We start from the raw sequence: 19,604 nt of genomic DNA, 5'->3' as shown, positions 1-19,604 counted from the left end.
GTACCGTCTTATCCTCTGTACCTGCTAAGGTTATAGGGACAAGCCGTACGGGCAATTAGTACTGGTTAGCTTAATGCATTACTGCACTTCCACACCCAGCCTATCAACGTCCTGGTCTCGAACGACCCTTCAAAGAGCTCAAGGCTCTGGGAAATCTCATCTCAAGGCAAGTTTCCCGCTTAGATGCTTTCAGCGGTTATCTCTTCCGAACTTAGCTACCCGGCAATGCCACTGGCGTGACAACCGGTACACCAGAGGTTCGTCCACTCCGGTCCTCTCGTACTAGGAGCAGCCCCCTTCAAATTTCCAACGCCCACGGCAGATAGGGACCAAACTGTCTCACGACGTTTTAAACCCAGCTCACGTACCACTTTAAATGGCGAACAGCCATACCCTTGGGACCGGCTACAGCCCCAGGATGTGATGAGCCGACATCGAGGTGCCAAACTCCCCCGTCGATATGAACTCTTGGGAGGAATCAGCCTGTTATCCCCAGAGTACCTTTTATCCGTTGAGCGATGGCCCTTCCATACAGAACCACCGGATCACTATGTCCTACTTTCGTACCTGCTCGACTTGTCAGTCTCGCAGTTAAGCACGCTTATGCCATTGCACTATCAACACGATGTCCGACCGTATCTAGCGTACCTTCGAACTCCTCCGTTACACTTTAGGAGGAGACCGCCCCAGTCAAACTGCCTACCATGCACTGTCCCCGATCCGGATAACGGACCAAGGTTAGAACCTCAAACAAACCAGGGTGGTATTTCAAGGTTGGCTCCACGAGAACTAGCGTCCCCGCTTCAAAGCCTCCCACCTATCCTACACAGATTGGTTCAAAGTCCAATGCAAAGCTACAGTAAAGGTTCATGGGGTCTTTCCGTCTAGCCGCGGGTAGATTGCATCATCACAAACATTTCAACTTCGCTGAGTCTCGGGAGGAGACAGTGTGGCCATCGTTACGCCATTCGTGCAGGTCGGAACTTACCCGACAAGGAATTTCGCTACCTTAGGACCGTTATAGTTACGGCCGCCGTTTACTGGGACTTCAATCAAGAGCTTGCACCCCATCATTTAATCTTCCAGCACCGGGCAGGCGTCACACCCTATACGTCCACTTTCGTGTTTGCAGAGTGCTGTGTTTTTATTAAACAGTCGCAGCCACCAGTTTATTGCAACCCTTTCACCCTTCCACAGTAAAGTGGTCAAGCTACCGGGGCGTACCTTTTCCCGAAGTTACGGTACCAATTTGCCGAGTTCCTTCTCCCGAGTTCTCTCAAGCGCCTTAGAATACTCATCTCGCCCACCTGTGTCGGTTTGCGGTACGGTCTCGTATGACTGAAGCTTAGAGGCTTTTCTTGGAACCACTTCCGATTGCTTCGTGCACAAGTGCACTCGTCCCATCCCCTTGAATTGCGCACCCGGATTTGCCTAAGCGCCTTCTATGAGACAGAAACTGACTATTCCAACAGTCAGACAACCTTCCGCGATCCGTCCCCCCATCGCATCATACGACGGTGCAGGAATATTAACCTGCTTCCCATCAGCTACGCATCTCTGCCTCGCCTTAGGGGCCGACTCACCCTGCTCCGATGAACGTTGAACAGGAAACCTTGGGCTTACGGCGTGGAGGCTTTTCACCCCCATTATCGCTACTCATGTCAGCATTCGCACTTCTGATACCTCCAGCATCCTTTACAAGACACCTTCGCAGGCTTACAGAACGCTCTCCTACCATATCTATTGCTAGATATCCGCAGCTTCGGTGACTGGCTTAGCCCCGTTACATCTTCCGCGCAGGACGACTCGATCAGTGAGCTATTACGCTTTCTTTAAATGATGGCTGCTTCTAAGCCAACATCCTGACTGTTTTAGCCTTCCCACTTCGTTTTCCACTTAGCCAATCTTTGGGACCTTAGCTGGCGGTCTGGGTTGTTTCCCTCTTGACGCCGGACGTTAGCACCCGACGTCTGTCTCCCAAGCTCGCACTCATCGGTATTCGGAGTTTGCAATGGTTTGGTAAGTCGCAATGACCCCCTAGCCATAACAGTGCTCTACCCCCGATGGTGATACTTGAGGCACTACCTAAATAGTTTTCGGAGAGAACCAGCTATTTCCAAGTTTGTTTAGCCTTTCACCCCTACCCACAGCTCATCCCCTAATTTTTCAACATTAGTGGGTTCGGACCTCCAGGGCGTGTTACCGCACCTTCATCCTGGCCATGAGTAGATCACTTGGTTTCGGGTCTACACCCAGCGACTGATCGCCCTATTCGGACTCGATTTCTCTACGGCTTCCCTATTCGGTTAACCTTGCCACTGAATGTAAGTCGCTGACCCATTATACAAAAGGTACGCAGTCACGGAACAAGTCCGCTCCTACTGTTTGTATGCACACGGTTTCAGGATCTATTTCACTCCCCTTCCGGGGTTCTTTTCGCCTTTCCCTCACGGTACTGGTTCACTATCGGTCGATTACGAGTATTTAGCCTTGGAGGATGGTCCCCCCATATTCAGACAGGATGTCACGTGTCCCGCCCTACTTGTCGTACGCTTAGTACCACCGGTCCGATTTCACATACGGGGCTATCACCCACTATGGCTCCTATTTCCAGAGGATTCTGTTATCGGTCCGACTATCACGTACAGGCTCTTCCCATTTCGCTCGCCGCTACTTTGGGAATCTCGGTTGATTTCTTTTCCTGCAGCTACTTAGATGTTTCAGTTCGCCGCGTTCGCCTTGCAACCCTATGTATTCAGGTTGCAATACCCTAAAAGGGTGGGTTGCCCCATTCGGAAATCTGCGGATCAAAGTGTGTTTGCTCACTCCCCGCAGCTTATCGCAAGCTACTACGTCCTTCATCGCCTGTAATCGCCAAGGCATCCACCATGTGCACTTATTCGCTTGTCCCTATAACGTTAGCCTCTTCATTCTTTCAAACGAAAAGAGCGCTACAGGGATAAGAAAGTACAACGTTGTTGCTTGTTTGTTGATACATACAATCATTACCCATCGATTCGCTTTTTACGGCAAACCGATCAATAAATAATCTTTACTTCTTCCAGATTGTTAAAGAACGAAACAGCTTTGATCGCTAAAAGATCAAACCTAAACCTGAGTCACTGACCGGCTTACGTTTGCACTTTCGAGTAAAACTTTGGTGGAGGATGACGGGATCGAACCGACGACCCCCTGCTTGCAAAGCAGGTGCTCTCCCAGCTGAGCTAATCCCCCTGGGTAATGACTGGTAGGGCTGGTTGGACTCGAACCAACGACCCCCGCGTTATCAACACGGTGCTCTAACCAGCTGAGCTACAGCCCCAACGCGGAACTACTACGACTACTGTTTCTTCTTTGACTAACAGCCGATAAGTGTGAACATTTGATGCGTGAATCATTTACATGATTCGTGCAAACTCTAGAAAGGAGGTGATCCAGCCGCACCTTCCGATACGGCTACCTTGTTACGACTTCACCCCAGTCACGAATCCTACCGTGGTAAGCGCCCTCCTTACGGTTAAGCTACCTACTTCTGGTAAAACCCGCTCCCATGGTGTGACGGGCGGTGTGTACAAGACCCGGGAACGTATTCACCGCGACATGCTGATCCGCGATTACTAGCGATTCCAACTTCATGCAGTCGAGTTGCAGACTACAATCCGGACTACGATACACTTTCTGCGATTAGCTCCCCCTCGCGGGTTGGCGGCGCTCTGTATGTACCATTGTATGACGTGTGAAGCCCTACCCATAAGGGCCATGAGGACTTGACGTCATCCCCACCTTCCTCCGGTTTGTCACCGGCAGTCTCATTAGAGTGCCCTTTCGTAGCAACTAATGACAAGGGTTGCGCTCGTTGCGGGACTTAACCCAACATCTCACGACACGAGCTGACGACAGCCATGCAGCACCTGTGTACTGGTTCTCTTTCGAGCACTCCCCAATCTCTCGGGGATTCCAGCCATGTCAAGGGTAGGTAAGGTTTTTCGCGTTGCATCGAATTAATCCACATCATCCACCGCTTGTGCGGGTCCCCGTCAATTCCTTTGAGTTTTAATCTTGCGACCGTACTCCCCAGGCGGTCTACTTCACGCGTTAGCTGCGTTACCAAGTCAATTAAGACCCGACAACTAGTAGACATCGTTTAGGGCGTGGACTACCAGGGTATCTAATCCTGTTTGCTCCCCACGCTTTCGTGCATGAGCGTCAATCTTGACCCAGGGGGCTGCCTTCGCCATCGGTGTTCCTCCACATATCTACGCATTTCACTGCTACACGTGGAATTCTACCCCCCTCTGCCAGATTCTAGCCTTGCAGTCTCCAATGCAATTCCCAGGTTGAGCCCGGGGATTTCACATCAGACTTACAAAACCGCCTGCGCACGCTTTACGCCCAGTAATTCCGATTAACGCTTGCACCCTACGTATTACCGCGGCTGCTGGCACGTAGTTAGCCGGTGCTTATTCTTCAGGTACCGTCATTAGCAAGAGATATTAGCTCTCACCGTTTCTTCCCTGACAAAAGAGCTTTACAACCCGAAGGCCTTCTTCACTCACGCGGCATTGCTGGATCAGGCTTTCGCCCATTGTCCAAAATTCCCCACTGCTGCCTCCCGTAGGAGTCTGGACCGTGTCTCAGTTCCAGTGTGGCTGGTCGTCCTCTCAGACCAGCTACTGATCGATGCCTTGGTAGGCTTTTACCCTACCAACTAGCTAATCAGATATCGGCCGCTCCACGAGCATGAGGTCTTGCGATCCCCCACTTTCATCCTTAGATCGTATGCGGTATTAGCGTAACTTTCGCTACGTTATCCCCCACTCCAGGGTACGTTCCGATATATTACTCACCCGTTCGCCACTCGCCACCAGAGCAAGCTCCGTGCTGCCGTTCGACTTGCATGTGTAAGGCATGCCGCCAGCGTTCAATCTGAGCCAGGATCAAACTCTTCAGTTTAATCTCTGTTACTTTGCCGTTTTACCGGCACCGTCATTGCTGACGGGTCGCTCACTCAAAAAACTGACAGGCTACTTCCGAAGAAGTATCCTATTTCATTATTTCTTGTGAACATTTGATATTTTAAGTTAGACGCCAATCCGAAGATTGACGCTGCACTTACATCAAATGCCCACACTTATCGACTGTTAATTGTTAAAGAACTGTATTCGGTTACTGCTTTCGCGCTATCGACAAAGCGTTGTGTTTGTCAGCTGCGAAGAAGGAAGAGTATGAAGCATTTCGCTAAATCCGTCAACTCCTTCTTTTCCTCACCGCACTCGGCATTTGCATGCGTCGTTCAGCGAGGGGGCGAATTATAGCCCTGCCTCGCACACCCTGCAAGCGCTATTTTGCAGCTGGGCAAATATTGCTGTGTGATATCGTAGCGCCGACAATCCGCTGCTTCATCCATATAGATTCCCATGCCTATCCCACACATCTCTCCCACCGCCAATCCCACCCTGGCCAGCGCCCTCGAACACGCCATCAATAGCAAAACCAAGCCGCTGGGCAGCCTCGGCATGCTGGAAACCTTGGCGCGCCAGATCGGCCTGATCCAGCAAAGCACGCAACTGGCCTTGCACCAGCCCGCCATCATCGTTTTCGCGGCCGACCATGGCGTCGTTGCGGAAGGCATCTCCGCCTATCCGCAAAGCGTGACCTGGCAAATGGTGGAGAACTTCCTCGGCAATGGCGCCGCCATCAATGTCTTTGCCCGCCAGAGCGATTGCGCCCTCTATATAGTAGACGCCGGCGTGAACCACGATTTCGGCCCGCGCGACGGCTTGCTCGACCGCAAGCAGGGACTTGGCACCCGCAACTTTGCCAAGGAGTCCGCCATGAGCGGGGAACAATGCCAGGCCGCCATGCAGGCAGGGATGGACCTGGTCGCCACCCTGGACGGCAATGTACTGGGCTTTGGCGAAATGGGCATCGGTAATACCACGGCCGCCGCCGCGCTGATGCACAAGCTGACCGGCACGCCCGTCGCCGATTGCGTGGGCGCCGGCACCGGCCTGTCGAAGGAAGGCATATTGCACAAGCAGCAGGTGATCGAGGCGGCCGTCGTCCATCATGCGGCAGTCACCGAGCCACTCGACGTGCTGGCCACCTTTGGCGGTTTCGAGATCGCCATGATGGCCGGCGCCATGCTCAAGGCGGCCGAACGGCGCATGACTCTGCTGATCGACGGCTTCATCGTCAGCAGCGCTTTGCTGGTGGTGGCCCGTTTGCAGCCAGCCATTCTCGATTACTGCGTGTTTTCGCACTGCTCCGATGAAAATGGCCACCGCCAGTTGCTGGAAAGCCTGGGAGCGCGTCCGCTACTGCACCTCGATTTGCGCCTCGGCGAAGGCACGGGTTCGGCGCTGGCCTTGCCGCTGCTGCACGCGGCCGTCAATTTCATGCGCGAGATGGCCACCTTCGCGTCGGCCCAGGTCAGCGAAAAATCCACGCCAGACTGACCATGGCCAATCCGGTTTCCGCCGCCATCCATCAATGCCGATTGTTCTTCATCGCGCTGCAGTTCTTCACGCGCCTGCCGATACCGCGCTGGGTGGGCTTCGACCCAGCCTGGCTGCAGCACGCTTCGCGCTACTTTCCATTGATCGGCGTGGTGGTGGCGGCCATCAGTGGCGCCGTGTATCTGCTGGCCAGCTGGCTGCTGCCTTCGACGGTGGCCATGCTGCTGGCCGTCGCCGCCGGCATTTACCTGACGGGCGCCTTCCATGAAGACGGCTTCGCCGACATGTGCGACGGTTTCGGCGGCGGCCTGACGCGCGAGCGGGTGCTGGAAATCATGAAGGATTCGCGCATCGGCGCATATGGCGCCATCGGCATCATCTGCCTGCTGGCCATCAAGTGCGCAGCGCTGGCTGCGCTGCCGCCGGCCGTCATCGTGGCGGCATTGTTCATCGCCCATCCGCTCTCGCGCCTGGCCGCCGTCTCGCTGATCTGGCTCATGGACTATGCGCGCGACGAAGGCAAGGCCAAGCCGATGGCGCAGGAAATGGCCACGGGTGAATTCCTCATCGCCGCCGTCTGCGCCCTGCTGCCCGCCATCGCCTGCGGTGTACTGGGCATATTCGACTGGGCCGCGCTGGTCTTTGCCATCGTGGCGGCGGCAGCCGCCGCATTCTGGCTGGGGCGCAAATGCCAACGCCGCCTGCAAGGCTATACGGGCGACTGCCTCGGTGCCGTGCAGCAGGTGGCGGAAGTGGCAATCTACCTGGCCCTACTCTCCAGTTTTCAACCGCCAGTTCGCCTCTATTAGCAGCATGCGCCTGATCCTCATCCGCCACCCCACGCCGCAAGTGACCAGCGGCACCTGCTATGGCCGCAGCGACGTGGCCGTGGCGCCGCACGAAATGGCCACCGTGCGCGCCAGGCTGCAAGCAACGCTGCCAGCCGGTGTGCCGCTCTATGCCAGTCCTCTGCGCCGCTGCGCCGGCCTGGCGGCGACGTTGGCGCAGGACTTGCCTTCCAGCGCCCTGCACTTTGACGCGCGGCTGGCCGAAATGGATTTCGGCGCATGGGAAATGCAGCCCTGGCACGCGATAGCGCGCGCGGACATCGATGCCTGGGCGGCCGACCTGGCCTGGTACCGCCCTGGCGGCGGCGAAAACGTACTGGCGATGGCCGCCCGCGTCGACGCGTTTTTAGGCGATCTGTTGCGCGAACAACACGAAACAGTCGTCATCATCTGCCATGCGGGCACCATCCGCCTGCTGTCGGCGCTGCAAGCCCGGCTGCCATTGGAGGAAACGGCCCTGCTGGCCGCCCGTTCCGCCCATAAAATCGCCTATGGTGCGACGGTCGTCGTCGATTTCTGATATCGAATCGCCCGACCAGCCATTTCAGTCGACGTCCACTGCACGTATAATGACGGGGTTTTGGTGCCCGCGTTCATGTCCATGAGCGCAGTTAAACGGGAAACACGATGCCGCGCCTGCGGCGAACGTGTGCTGCCCCCGCAACGGTAAGCAAGTGTCGCCCCTCCCTACAGGAAGCGGACGACAAGCTATCTCTGACAACCACTGTGCTTGCAATCATCGAGCATGGGAAGGTGGGATAGCCGCACTTGCCAGCCCGGATACCGGCCAGGACAGGTGGAAGTGTGCGAACGGGGATGTTCGCGATCCGAATGGTCCCTGTGGCCATCTTCGATCGTCATCTTCAGTTCCCACTTCTGTTCAATCTGGCCTACGGGGACGTCGGCTGGTTGCATATTACTTACTGAAAATTATCATGACCCATGCTGTTTCACGCCACGCGGCGCTCACGTCGCTCGCGCTAGCCATTGCCGCGCCTGCCGCTTTCGCCCAAGCGACACCAGACACCTTCGATCCCGTCGTCGTCACCGCCAGCCGCTACCCGCAACACCTGAGCGAAGTATTGAGCGATACGCAGACCATCAGCTCGGAAGACATCGCGCGTTCGGGCGCCGGCTCACTGATCGACCTGCTGCAAAAGCAGCGCGGCATTGAAGTGACGCGCAACGGCGGTGCGGGTACCTCGGCCAGCGTTTTCATCCGTGGTGCGAACAGCAACCAGAATATTGTGCTGGTTGATGGCGTGCGCATCGGCTCGTCCACCCTGGGCACGGCCAACTGGAGCGCCCTGCCCCTGTCGAGCATCGACCACGTTGAAATCGTCTACGGCCCGCTGAGCACCATGTATGGGGCCGACGCCATTGGCGGCGTAATCCAGATCTTCACCAAGAAAGGCGACGGCGCCACGCGTTTCTCCGCTTTCGCGGGTTACGGCAGCAACAACACGCGCCAGGCGGAAGCCAGCGTTGCCGGTTCGACGGGCGGCGCGAACAGCTTCAGCTACGCGCTGAGCGCCGGCAAGGAAAAATCGGATGGCTTCTCCGCATCGAAACTCGGCGCATCACCGGAATACACCTACAATCCGGACAAGGATGGCTACGACAAGGAAAGCATCAGCGGCCAGTTCGGCTACCAGATGGCCAAGGGCCATGAAGTCGGCCTGGTCCTGTTGAACAGCAAGCTGAAAGCCCAGTACGACGCGGGTCCTGGCTACGATGCGCGCAGCGACCAGAAGCTGGAAAACATCGCCGTCTTCACGAAGAACGAATTCCTGCCCAACTGGACCAGTGAACTGCGTTATGCGGAAGCGCGCGACAAGTCGGGGGACGACAGCAGCGCCGACTCGTGGGGCAAGAGCCAGATCGACACCAAGCAGACCGACATCACCTGGCAGAACGACATCCGCATCGGACGCGACAACCTGCAACTGCTGGCCAGCTACCGCGATGAAGACGTCACGTCGAGCAGCACGCCGGAAGTCACGGGCGCACGCCATACCAAGTCCTTCGCAGCGGCGTACAACATGGCGCGCGGCGCGCATCTGTTCAACATCAGCGGCCGCAGCGACGACAGCTCCGCGTTCGGCACGCACAATACAGGCAGCGTCGCCTACGGCTACCGCATCAGCAACGCGCTGCGCGCTAACGCCAGCTATGGCACCAGCTTCCGCGCTCCAACCTTCAATGAGCTGTACTACCCTGGCTATGGCCTGGCGTCGAACAAGCCGGAAACGGGCCGCAATGCGGAGGTAGGCTTGCACTACAACGACGGCGTATCGCAACTGAGCGCGACCTACTACCATAACAAGGTCACCGACCTGCTGCTCAATACCTCGCCTTGCCCGGACCCGCGTTTCACCGGTTACGGTTGTGCCTACAACGTCAACAAGGCGCTGCTGGAAGGTGTCACCCTGGCCGGCAGCCGCAAATTTGGCGCTTTCAATGTCAGCGGCAACATCGACCTGCAAGACCCGCGCGATGAAACCAAGGACAAGCAACTGGTACGCCGCGCCAAGCAGCACGCCAATTTTGCCGTCGACTACACGGTTGGCGCGCTGACGTCGGGCGCCGAGTGGCAGTTGTCGAGCAAACGCTACGACGATGCCGCCAACAAGAACGTCCTGGGCGGCTATGGTCTGGTCAATCTGTACGCCACCTACCAGTTCACGCGTGACTGGTCGGCGCTGGCGCGCTGGAACAATATCGCCAACAAGGACTACGAACTGGCCCGCTTCTACGCAACACCAGGCTCGAAAGTCTTCGTCGGTGTGCGCTACGGCATGAAATAAGCACCTGGTAATGATGTAAGCTGCGGGCGATGGCGTTGCTGCCATTGCCCGCAGATGCAGTTCTGCAGTCCCCGTTTTTAAGGCAGTACATGCACCCATTTTTCCGCAATATGCGCCATCGCGCCACCGTGATCCTCACGGTGCTGATCGTGTGCGCGATTGCCAGCCTGATTTTCTCCGGCATGATCGGCTCGATCGCGATTCCGCTCGCCGACCTGCCTTCCGCCCTGTTCCATGTCGCTCAGGGCAAGACCGACACCCTCGCCGCCACCCTGCTCGACCTGCGCCTGGGCCGCGCCCTGACCGCCTTTGTCACCGGTGCGGCGCTGTCGCTGGCGGGCCTGATGATGCAGGCGCTGCTGCGCAATCCCCTGGCCGACCCGTACGTGCTGGGCATTTCCGCCGGCGCTTCCGTCGGCGCGCTGGCCGCGCTGCTGTTCATGTGCGCGCTGTGGGTGGTCGATGCGGCCGCCTTTGCCGGCGCCGTCGGCGTCTCCATGCTGCTGTACTTCTTTGCCCGGCGCGACCTGCGCGGCGGTACGGCGGCCGAAGGCGGCGCCTCGCTCTTGCTGCTGACGGGCGTTATCCTGGCCTCGGCCTGCATGGCCATCGTCACCCTGATGCTGTCCATCGCCCCGGAAAGCCGCTTGCGCAGCATGGTGTTCTGGATGATCGGCGACCTGTCCGGCGCGCCCGCGCGGCTGATGCCGTGGCTGGTCCTGGCCGGCGCCCTCGTCTTCGCCTTGCGCTGCGCGCGCTCGCTGAACGTCATGGCGCTGCACGCGGAAGCGGCCAGCACCCTGGGCGTGCGCGTGGGCGCCCTGCGCAAGGGACTGTTTTTCTGTTCCGGCCTGCTTACGGCCAGCGCCGTCACCAGCGCCGGCAGCGTGGGCTTCGTCGGCCTGATCGTGCCGCATGCGCTGCGCTTTGCCTGCGGCCCCGATCATCGCCTGCTGATACCGGCCGCCGCGCTGGCCGGCGGCACTTTCCTCGTACTGGCCGATACCTTGGCGCGCACCGTGCTGGCGCCATTGCAACTGCCCGTCGGCGTGGTCACGGCCATGATAGGCGCGCCCGTCTTCCTGTACCAATTGCACCGCTTGCGCAGGGGATGAAACAAGCATGATACGCACCTACCAACTGGGCCTGAAAGCAGGCACGCGCTCCCTCGTGGAAAACCTCACCTGGCAAATCAGGGAGGGGGAATGCTGGAGCGTCATCGGCCGCAATGGCGCGGGCAAGAGCACCTTGCTGCGCACCCTGGCCGGCTTGCGCGAACCGGATGCGGGGCACGTGACGATACAGGACCGCGCCCTGATCGACTGGCCATTGGAAGAGCTGGCGCGCGAACGGGCCTTCCTGGCGCAGGCGCGTCACGACGCGTTCTCGTACCGCGTGATCGAAACGGTGCTGTCGGCGCGCCATCCGTATCACGACAATCACTATTGGGAAGGCAGCGACGACCAGCGCATCGCCCTGGCGGCGCTGGCCTCGATGGAAGTGGAGCACCTGGCCGAGCGCGACGTGCGCAGCCTGTCCGGCGGCGAACGCCAGCGTGTGGCGATCGCCGCCATGCTGGCGCAGGATACGCCCTTGCTGCTGCTCGACGAACCAGCCAACGCGCTGGACCTGGCGCACCAGGTCAGCGTCATGGGCCTGCTGTCGAAACTGTGCCGCGAACAACATAAAACCGTGGTCATGGTGGGGCATGACCTGAACCTGGCGCACAGCATCTCGACCCACGCGTTGCTGCTGATGGGCGACGGCGGCTGGCTGGCCGGTCCCGTGGCCGACGTAATGCAGGCGTCCATTCTGGGCGACTACCTGGGCCACCCTATCGAGATCATCGAGCACGGCAAACGCAAGATATTCATACCAAAAGAGGATCAACAATGAGCGATAACAAACCTGCAGACGCGGACACCGCCGCCATCAACGAGCGCCACCGCGTGCGCATGGAACGCAAGAAAGCCATCATCGACGCGGCCATCGCCAAGGCCGACAAGGAAATCGGCATCATCATCGTCAACACGGGCAATGGCAAGGGCAAGAGTTCTAGCGGCTTCGGCATGGCCATCCGCGCCATGGGTCACGGCATGAAAGTGGGCGTGGTACAGTTCATCAAGGGCGCCATGTCGACGGGCGAAGAGAAATTCCTGCGCCGCTTCCCCGACGAAATCAGTTTCCATGCGATGGGCGAAGGCTATACCTGGGAAACGCAGAACCGCGAACGCGACATCGAAAAAGCGGAACTGGCATGGGAGCAGGCGAAGACCTTCCTGGCCGACCCAAGCTACGGCCTGGTGCTGTTCGACGAACTCAATATCGCCCTCAAGTACAACTACCTCGACGTGCACAAGGTCATCGCCGACCTGCTCGAGCGCCCGGCCATGCAGCACGTGGTCATCACGGGCCGCGGCGCGCCGGACGAATTGATCGCGATCGCCGACACCGTCACCGAAATGGCCGTCGTCAAGCATGCGTATGCGGCCGGCATCGGCGCCCAAATCGGCACCGAGTGGTAACAGCGCCATGACGCGCACCCTGGTCTTCGGCGGCGCCCGTTCCGGCAAGAGCGCCCATGCGGAAAAGCTGGCCCGCGAGTCCGGCAAGGAAGTACTCTACATCGCCACCGCGCAGGCGGGCGACGGCGAAATGGCCACGCGCATCGCGCATCACCGTGCGCAGCGCCCGGCCGGGTGGGGGACTATCGAAGAACCGCTGCGCCTGGGCGACGCCATCCTGCGGGAGGCACGGCCCGGCCGGCTGCTGCTGGTCGACTGCCTGACCCTGTGGCTGACGAATTTGATGTTTTCCAGCGGCGAGACGTATCCCGACGTGGGCGACGTCGCCCTGCCCGAGCTGTTCCACAGCGAACGCGCGCACCTGCTGTACGCGCTGGCCGAAATTGGCGAGACCGATTGCGACCTCGTTCTCGTCTCGAACGAAGTGGGCATGGGCATCGTGCCTTACGGCGCCATCTCGCGCTGCTTCACCGATGAAGCGGGCCGCTTGAACCAGGCCGTGGCGGCCGTGTGCGACAAGGCTGTTTTTGTCGCCGCCGGCCTGCCGCTATACCTGAAAGGCGGCCCATGCTGAGCGGCCTGTCGCTGCCCATGCTGGCCGCCTTGATGACGGCCGGCGTGCTGCTCGACATGCTGCTGGGAGAAACGCGCCGCTGGCATCCGCTGGTCGGCTTTGGCCGCCTCGCCGGCGCGCTCGATCACCTGCTGAACCGGGGCAGTCGGCGTTTGCTGCGCGGCGCGCTGGCGTGGTCGCTGGCCGTGCTGCCCATCAGCTATGCCTCCTGGTGGCTGTGCGGCCTGGCCGGTGCGGCACTCCACGTCTTCCTGCTCTATCTTTGTCTGGGCCTGCGCAGCCTGCGCGACCACAATCAGCCGATCGCCGACGCACTGGCCATCGATGACCTGGACAAGGCGCGCCTGCTGACGGCACGCATCGTCAGCCGCGACACGGCCAATGCCGACGCGGCCAGCCTGGCCAAGGCCAGCACGGAATCCTTGCTGGAAAACGGCAACGACGCCGTCTTCGGCACCCTGTTCTGGTTTGCCGTGGCGGGCGGCCCCGGCGCCGTGCTGTTCCGCCTGGCCAATACCCTCGACGCCATGTGGGGCTACCGCAACGAACGCTACGACTGGTTCGGCTGCTGCGCCGCGCGCATCGACGATGTTCTGAACTATCTTCCGGCGCGCCTGACGGCCCTATCTTACGTTTTACTGGGTAAAACCATGGCCGACAAGCAGCGCGCCTGGCACTGCTGGCGCACGCAGGCGCCCAACTGGGGCAGCCCGAACGCGGGGCCAGTCATGGCCAGCGGCGCCGGCGCCCTGGGCCTGGCCTTGGGCGGCGACGCCATCTATGACGGCGAGCTGGAACGCCGCTCGCCACTGGGCAGCGGCCGTCCCGCCGAAGCGCGTGACATCGACCGCGCCTGGCGCCTGGTGGCGGAAACGGCCGTGCTGTGGCTGATCTGGGTGGCGCTGCTGGCGGGCCTGTTCTACCTGAAGGGGAAATACCTTGCTTGAACATGGTGGCAACCTGCGCGACGCCGCGCACGAATATGGACGGCCCATCGCCGACTGGATCGACCTGTCGACCGGCATCAACCCGCACTGGTATGCAGCGCCAGCACCCGACGCCAACGCCTGGCACCGGCTGCCGGAAGCCGATCCCGCGCTGGCCGCTGCCGCCTGCGCCTACTATGACGCGCCGGACATGCTGCCGGTCGCGGGCACGCAAGCCGCCATTCAGGCCCTGCCCCGGCTGCGCGCAGCGTCGCGCGTGGTGGTGGCCGCGCCCTCGTATGCGGAACACGCGCACCACTGGAGCCAGCATGGCCACCATTTGCGGCAAGTGCCGTATGCGCAGCTGGCCGATGCGGTGGATAGCTGCGAGGTGCTGGTCGTCTGCAATCCGAACAACCCCACGGGTGAGCGCATCGCACCCGCCCTGCTGCTGGCATGGGCGGGCAAGCTGGCCGCGCGCGGCGGCTGGCTGGTCGTCGATGAAGCGTTTGGCGACACGGAAGCGCACGCCAGCCTCGACCCGCACTCGGGCCGGCCGGGCCTGATCGTGCTGCGCTCCATCGGCAAATTCTTTGGCCTGGCGGGACTGCGCCTGGGCTTTGTCGCCGCCCATCCCGCGCTGCTGGCCCAACTGGCCGACATGCTGGGCCCATGGACCGTCAGCGGCCCGGCGCAGCAGGTGGCACTGGCCGCGCTTACCGATGCACACTGGCAGGACGCGATGCGCGGGCGCCTGCGCGGCGAAGGCGCCCGCTTGCACCAGCTGTTGGCCGCGCACGGCATCGCCAGCAGCGGCACGGCGCTGTTTCAATGGTGGCCGGAAGCACGCGCCGAAGCGTTCTGGCGCCACATGGCGGAATCGGGCATTTGGGTGCGCCTGTTCCGCCACGCCGCCCACGGCATCCGCCTGGGCCTGCCCCCCGACGAACACGCCTGGCTGCGCCTGCAGCAGGCCCTCACCGCATGGAAAAGCACATGAAAACCCTGAACATATCGCTGCTGCTGGCCGGACTGGTCTCGCTGCAAACGCACGCCGCCATCACCGTGCGCGACGACGACGGCAATGTCGTCACCGTGGAAAAACCGGCGCAGCGCATCCTGGCGCTGGCGCCGCACGTGACGGAACTGCTGTTCGCGGCCGGCGGCGGCGACAGGATCGCCGGCGTCGTCAGCTACAGCGACTACCCGGAAGCGGCAAAAAAAATTCCGCAAGTGGGCGACAACCGCCAGTACGACATGGAGCGCATCATCGCCATGAAGCCGGACCTGATCGTCGTGTGGATGCATGGCAGCGCCGAGCGCCAGATCGCCATGCTGCGCCAGCTGAAGGTGCCCATCTATCACAGCGAACCGCGCAAGCTGGCCGATATCCCCGACAGCATGGACCGCCTGGGCCGGCTGATGGGCACGGAAAAAACCGCCAAACCGGCCGCCGCCCAGCTGCGCGCCAAGCTGGCCAGCTTGACGACCCAGTATGCTCAGCGCCCGCCCGTGCGCGTGTTTTACCAGGTGTGGGACAAACCTTTATATACCCTGAGCGGCGCGAGCATCATCAGCGATTCCATGCGCCTGTGCGGTGGCCAGAACATCTTTGCCGCGATGAAGGTGGTGGCGCCCGTCGTCACGCCGGAAGGCGTGCTGCAGGAAGACCCGGAAGTCATTTTCGGCACCAGCGAAAAAAGCGATCCGCGCAGCGAAGGCGGCCTGGCCATGTGGCGCGCCTTCCCGTCGATGACGGCAGTGCGCAAAAATAACCTGTTCCGCCTCAATGGCGACCTGCTGAACCGCGCCGGCCCGCGCATGATCGAAGGCACGGCCGACATGTGCGAACAGCTGGAAGTGGCGCGCCAGCGCCGCACCGCTCCCGCAGCCAAGGCGGCGCAATGAGTCACTACCAGCGCATTGCCTGCTTGTCGACGGAAGCCGTGGAGACGCTGTACGCGCTGGGCGCCGAAGACACGATCGCCGGCATATCCGGCTTTACCGTGCGCCCTCCCCGCGCGCGCGAGGAAAAGACCAAGATCAGCGGATTTTCATCCACGAACCTGGAACGCATCCTGGCAGTGAAACCCGATCTCGTGATCGGCTTTTGCGACATGCAGGCAGACATTTGCCGCGACCTCGTCAAGGCCGGCATCGAAGTGCACCAGTTCAACCAGCGCACGGTGGACGGCATCCTGCGCATGATCGCCGTGCTGGCCGCGCTGGTGCAGCGCGAGGCAGCAGGCCAGGCATTGATCGCCAGCCTGCGCGCGGACATCGCCGCAGCAAAGGCCCGCGCCGCCACCTGGACGCGCAAGCCCGTGATCTACTTTGAAGAGTGGAACGATCCCCTGATGAGCGGCATCGGCTGGGCGGCGGAATTGATCGGGATCGCCGGCGGCACTGACGCCTTCCCGGAATTGTCCGCGCATCCAGGCGCAAAGGAACGCATCATCGCCGATCCCTTGAGCGTGGTGGCGCGCGCGCCCGACATCATCGTCGCCAGCTGGTGCGGCAAGAAGTTCCAGCCGGCGCAACTGGCGGCACGCCCGGGCTGGGATGCGATTCCCGCCGTACGCAATGACATGCTGTTCGAGATCAAGTCACCCGACATCCTGTCGCCCGGTCCGGCGGCGATTACCGAAGGGCTGCGCCAGATCAGCGACATCATCGCGCAGTGGCAGGAACAGCAAACATGAAGAGTCCCTTCCCCGCCCTGATGGTGCAGGGCACGACGTCCGACGCGGGCAAGAGCACCGTCGTCGCGGCCCTGTGCCGCATCTTGAAACGCCGTGGCGTGACGGTAGCGCCATTCAAGCCGCAAAACATGGCCCTGAATAGCGCCGTGACGAGCGACGGCGGCGAGATCGGCCGCGCGCAGGCCCTGCAGGCACTGGCTTGCGGCATCGCGCCGCACACGGACATGAACCCGGTGCTCTTGAAACCGTCGTCGAACACGGGCGCGCAAGTGATCATCCACGGCAAGGTGTGCGCCGACATGGATGCGCGCGACTACCAGCAATATAAAACCATCGCCATGGGCGCCGTGCTGGAATCGTACGCGCGCTTGCGCCAGCAGTACGATGCCGTCGTCGTCGAAGGCGCGGGCAGCCCGGCCGAAGTCAACCTGCGCGCGCGCGACATCGCCAACATGGGCTTTGCGGAAGCCGTCGACTGCCCCGTGATTTTGGTGGCTGACATCGACCGTGGCGGCGTCTTCGCCCACATCATCGGCACCCTGGCGTGCCTGTCCGACAGCGAACGGGCGCGCATCATCGGCTTCGTCATCAACCGCTTCCGTGGCGACATCTCGCTGCTGCAACCGGGCATCGAGTGGCTCGAACAGCAGACGGGTAAACCCGTGCTGGCCGTGCTGCCGTATCTGCAAGGCCTGTTCCTCGACGCGGAGGACGCCGTCGAAGCGATGCAGGCCGAACGGGGCGCCTTCAAGGTGGTGGTGCCGCAACTGCCGCGCATCAGCAACCACACGGATGTCGACGCGCTGCGCGCCCACCCCGAGGTTGACCTGCAATTCGTCCAGCAGGGACAGCCGATTCCGGCGGCCGACCTGGTGATCCTGCCCGGCAGCAAAAACACGCGCGGCGACCTGGCCTGGCTGCGGCAACAAGGCTGGCCCGACTATCTGGCGAAACACCTGCGCTATGGCGGCAAGGTGCTGGGCATCTGCGGCGGCTTCCAGATGCTGGGACAAAGCGTGCGCGATCCGCTGGGCGTGGAAGGCGCGGCGGGCGAGTCAGAGGCACTGGGACTGCTCGACATGGTGACGGAACTGACAAGCGAAAAACGCCTGGAACAGGTGAGCGGCCGTTGCGCATTTGCCGGCGCGGCCGATGCACGCGTGGCAGGCTATGAAATCCACATGGGCATCTCGCATGGCGCGGCGCTGGCGCAGCCGGCCTTTGTCATCGATGGACGGCCGGAAGGCGCCGTGTCAGGCGACGGGCAAATCCTCGGCAGCTATTTGCACGGCATGTTCGACACGCCAGCCGCGTGTGCGGCGCTGCTGCGCTGGGCGGGGCTGGACTCCAGCCACACGGTGGACACCGCCGCCCTGCGCGAGGCCAGCCTGGATCGCATCGCCGACGCGGCGATGCCATTGATGGATGCGCTGGAGCGGCTGCCACGCTGATGGTGGTGTCGGCTTACGCCGTACCGGCTAAGCCGACCTACTCACACAGGCACGTGGCGGCACCCCTTAATTTTTCAGGCACGTGCCCATATACGAGCGGTCGGTCGAGAATTCCACCGCCATGCTCGACGACACGGGCATGAACATCGAGTAATCGGCCGGCACGTCGGCCGGGTCCTTGAACACGGCAATGCCATCGAAATCGACAGCCTGCGCGCCCAGGCCCAGCTTGTTGACGGTGATCGTTTCCGCATGCGTCTTGCCGGCGGTGTTGTTGGTGATGGTGGCGGTGCCGCCGGCCACGACGATCTTCGCACTGATGCCCGGCGCCGCGCAGGCGTAGCTGCCGGCGATTTCAGTACCGATCTTTTGCTGTTTGGCGGCGACGATGGTGCCCACGCGCAGCACGTTCTGCTGGTTGCGGCTGTAGCGGTCGATGAACAGCGCCAGCCCCCGGTCCCCCGCGTGCACGTGCACGATGCCGAAGTCCTGGCCGCCCTGGCGGGCGATGATCAGGCCACGCGCCGCGTCACGCACGAGGGTCAGACTGGCGTTTTCCGCTTCCAGCTGCGGCGATACGGCGGAGCACGCGCCTTGCGCATTGAACACGCCGCCATTGCACAGTTGCGCGCTGCCATCGGCCGCCACCTTGAGGCTGCCTTTCGGATTGAAGCGGTCGCCCCCGTTCGAGGCATTGCGCATGGCGCCCAGGAAGATATAGCTGCCGGCCAGCTTGGCCACGTCGGTGGCGGCATAGCCGCTGCCGCTGACGCTGGAATTCATGCTGCCCAGTTTCACAGTCCCCGTCAGCAAGCGCGTGCGCGCATCGACGCTCAGGCTCAGGTCGGTGCCGGTATAGGTCGTGATATTGCCGGAGGTGGTGGCGCTGAAGGTGCCGCTGCGGTCGGCCAGGCCGAACTGCGTCGACAGCACCTTGACGCTGAAGGTTTTTTTGGCGTTGTCGAGCGTGATGCGCCACGTGTCGCCGATGTCGGCGGCCACGTCATACACCGTCTCGTCCGCATTGGCGCCGGCGATGACGGCCAGGCCAGCCTCTTTTGCCACGGCGGCTGACGCCACGGCCACGTTGTCGGCGGGAACGACAGGCGGCGTCACCACGACGGGCGGCGTAACGGGCGCTTCCGGCGTGCCGCCATCGCTGCCGCCACCGCATGCGGACAGGACCGCGCCCAGGACAAGGAAGGTAAGTGTATTTTTCATGTGGTGTGACTTTCGGGGAAATAGAGGGGGAGCTGCCGGAAAACACATGCTAGCCTTGCCCACAATCTATTGCCATGGAACAAATGTTCCAT

General features: G+C 61.1%; 14 protein-coding genes, 2 tRNA genes, 2 rRNA genes and 1 riboswitch. Of the genes, 13 read left to right on the top strand and 5 right to left on the bottom strand.

From position 1 onward, the window contains the following. Window positions 1-34: 34 nt before the first annotated feature. The 4 genes from CLU90_RS23110 to CLU90_RS23095 all read right to left on the bottom strand — a co-directional run bounded on the left by CLU90_RS23110 (window position 35) and on the right by CLU90_RS23095 (window position 4,953). Window positions 35-2,910 (bottom strand): 23S ribosomal RNA (locus tag CLU90_RS23110). A gap of 248 nt (window positions 2,911-3,158) precedes the next feature. Further along, window positions 3,159-3,234: transfer RNA gene (locus CLU90_RS23105), tRNA-Ala, on the bottom strand. A gap of 11 nt (window positions 3,235-3,245) precedes the next feature. Next, window positions 3,246-3,322: transfer RNA gene (locus CLU90_RS23100), tRNA-Ile, on the bottom strand. 100 nt (window positions 3,323-3,422) lie between these two features. Then, window positions 3,423-4,953, bottom strand: a 16S ribosomal RNA gene (locus CLU90_RS23095). Together the 16S and 23S rRNA genes with 2 tRNA genes alongside form the textbook arrangement of a ribosomal RNA operon. 464 nt (window positions 4,954-5,417) lie before the next feature. On the opposite strand from CLU90_RS23095, the gene cobT reads away from it, so the two are divergent. From cobT to CLU90_RS23030, 13 genes are all read left to right on the top strand, one after another. Then, window positions 5,418-6,458, top strand: a complete 1,041-nt coding sequence (cobT, locus tag CLU90_RS23090; RefSeq protein ID WP_100429008.1) for a nicotinate-nucleotide--dimethylbenzimidazole phosphoribosyltransferase — start codon at window positions 5,418-5,420, stop codon at window positions 6,456-6,458. A 2-nt stretch (window positions 6,459-6,460) separates the two neighbouring features. Next, window positions 6,461-7,267 (top strand): adenosylcobinamide-GDP ribazoletransferase, encoded by an 807-nt coding sequence (locus tag CLU90_RS23085; RefSeq protein ID WP_100429007.1) that lies wholly within the window; start codon window positions 6,461-6,463, stop codon window positions 7,265-7,267. Between the two features lie 4 nt (window positions 7,268-7,271). Continuing rightward, complete coding sequence (locus CLU90_RS23080) at window positions 7,272-7,826, top strand: histidine phosphatase family protein (protein ID WP_100429006.1); 555 nt, start codon at window positions 7,272-7,274, stop codon at window positions 7,824-7,826. A 44-nt stretch (window positions 7,827-7,870) separates the two neighbouring features. Further along, a riboswitch (cobalamin riboswitch) is annotated at window positions 7,871-8,112 on the top strand. 129 nt (window positions 8,113-8,241) lie between these two features. Beyond that, complete coding sequence (locus tag CLU90_RS23075; protein ID WP_100429005.1) at window positions 8,242-10,113, top strand: TonB-dependent receptor domain-containing protein; 1,872 nt, start codon at window positions 8,242-8,244, stop codon at window positions 10,111-10,113. Window positions 10,114-10,202: 89 nt separating this feature from the next. Further along, entirely contained in the window at window positions 10,203-11,228 is a 1,026-nt protein-coding gene (locus tag CLU90_RS23070) for a FecCD family ABC transporter permease (RefSeq protein ID WP_092717166.1), read from the top strand. A 7-nt stretch (window positions 11,229-11,235) separates the two neighbouring features. Then, window positions 11,236-12,009, top strand: a complete 774-nt coding sequence (locus CLU90_RS23065) for an ABC transporter ATP-binding protein (RefSeq protein ID WP_092717163.1) — start codon at window positions 11,236-11,238, stop codon at window positions 12,007-12,009. After that, window positions 12,006-12,638: a cob(I)yrinic acid a,c-diamide adenosyltransferase gene (gene cobO, locus CLU90_RS23060; protein ID WP_046683333.1), complete on the top strand. Its 633-nt coding sequence runs from the start codon at window positions 12,006-12,008 to the stop codon at window positions 12,636-12,638. The genes CLU90_RS23065 and cobO overlap by 4 nt, the downstream gene beginning before the upstream one ends. A 7-nt stretch (window positions 12,639-12,645) precedes the next feature. Further along, window positions 12,646-13,212 (top strand): bifunctional adenosylcobinamide kinase/adenosylcobinamide-phosphate guanylyltransferase, encoded by a 567-nt coding sequence (gene cobU / locus CLU90_RS23055; protein WP_100429004.1) that lies wholly within the window; start codon window positions 12,646-12,648, stop codon window positions 13,210-13,212. Beyond that, complete coding sequence (gene cbiB / locus CLU90_RS23050; protein WP_100429003.1) at window positions 13,206-14,159, top strand: adenosylcobinamide-phosphate synthase CbiB; 954 nt, start codon at window positions 13,206-13,208, stop codon at window positions 14,157-14,159. Before cobU ends, cbiB begins: the two co-directional genes overlap by 7 nt. Further along, entirely contained in the window at window positions 14,152-15,138 is a 987-nt protein-coding gene (gene cobD, locus CLU90_RS23045) for a threonine-phosphate decarboxylase CobD (protein WP_100429002.1), read from the top strand. The genes cbiB and cobD overlap by 8 nt, the downstream gene beginning before the upstream one ends. Continuing rightward, entirely contained in the window at window positions 15,135-16,046 is a 912-nt protein-coding gene (locus CLU90_RS23040) for a cobalamin-binding protein (protein WP_100429001.1), read from the top strand. Before cobD ends, CLU90_RS23040 begins: the two co-directional genes overlap by 4 nt. Beyond that, window positions 16,043-16,840 (top strand): ABC transporter substrate-binding protein, encoded by a 798-nt coding sequence (locus CLU90_RS23035; RefSeq protein ID WP_100429000.1) that lies wholly within the window; start codon window positions 16,043-16,045, stop codon window positions 16,838-16,840. The genes CLU90_RS23040 and CLU90_RS23035 overlap by 4 nt, the downstream gene beginning before the upstream one ends. Further along, complete coding sequence (locus tag CLU90_RS23030) at window positions 16,837-18,291, top strand: cobyric acid synthase (RefSeq protein ID WP_100428999.1); 1,455 nt, start codon at window positions 16,837-16,839, stop codon at window positions 18,289-18,291. The genes CLU90_RS23035 and CLU90_RS23030 overlap by 4 nt, the downstream gene beginning before the upstream one ends. Before the next feature lie 66 nt (window positions 18,292-18,357). Here CLU90_RS23030 and CLU90_RS23025 read toward each other — a convergent pair whose 3' ends face one another. After that, on the bottom strand, window positions 18,358-19,512 hold the full coding sequence (locus CLU90_RS23025) for a hypothetical protein (RefSeq protein ID WP_100428998.1): 1,155 nt from the start codon (window positions 19,510-19,512) through the stop codon (window positions 18,358-18,360). Window positions 19,513-19,604: the final 92 nt, after the last annotated feature.

The sequence above is a fragment of the Janthinobacterium sp. 67 genome, assembly GCF_002797895.1.
In the GTDB taxonomy this organism is placed as follows: Bacteria; Pseudomonadota; Gammaproteobacteria; order Burkholderiales; family Burkholderiaceae_D; genus Janthinobacterium.
The sequence above is the reverse complement of the archived record's forward strand: the minus strand, read 5'-3'. Positions and strand labels throughout refer to the sequence as shown.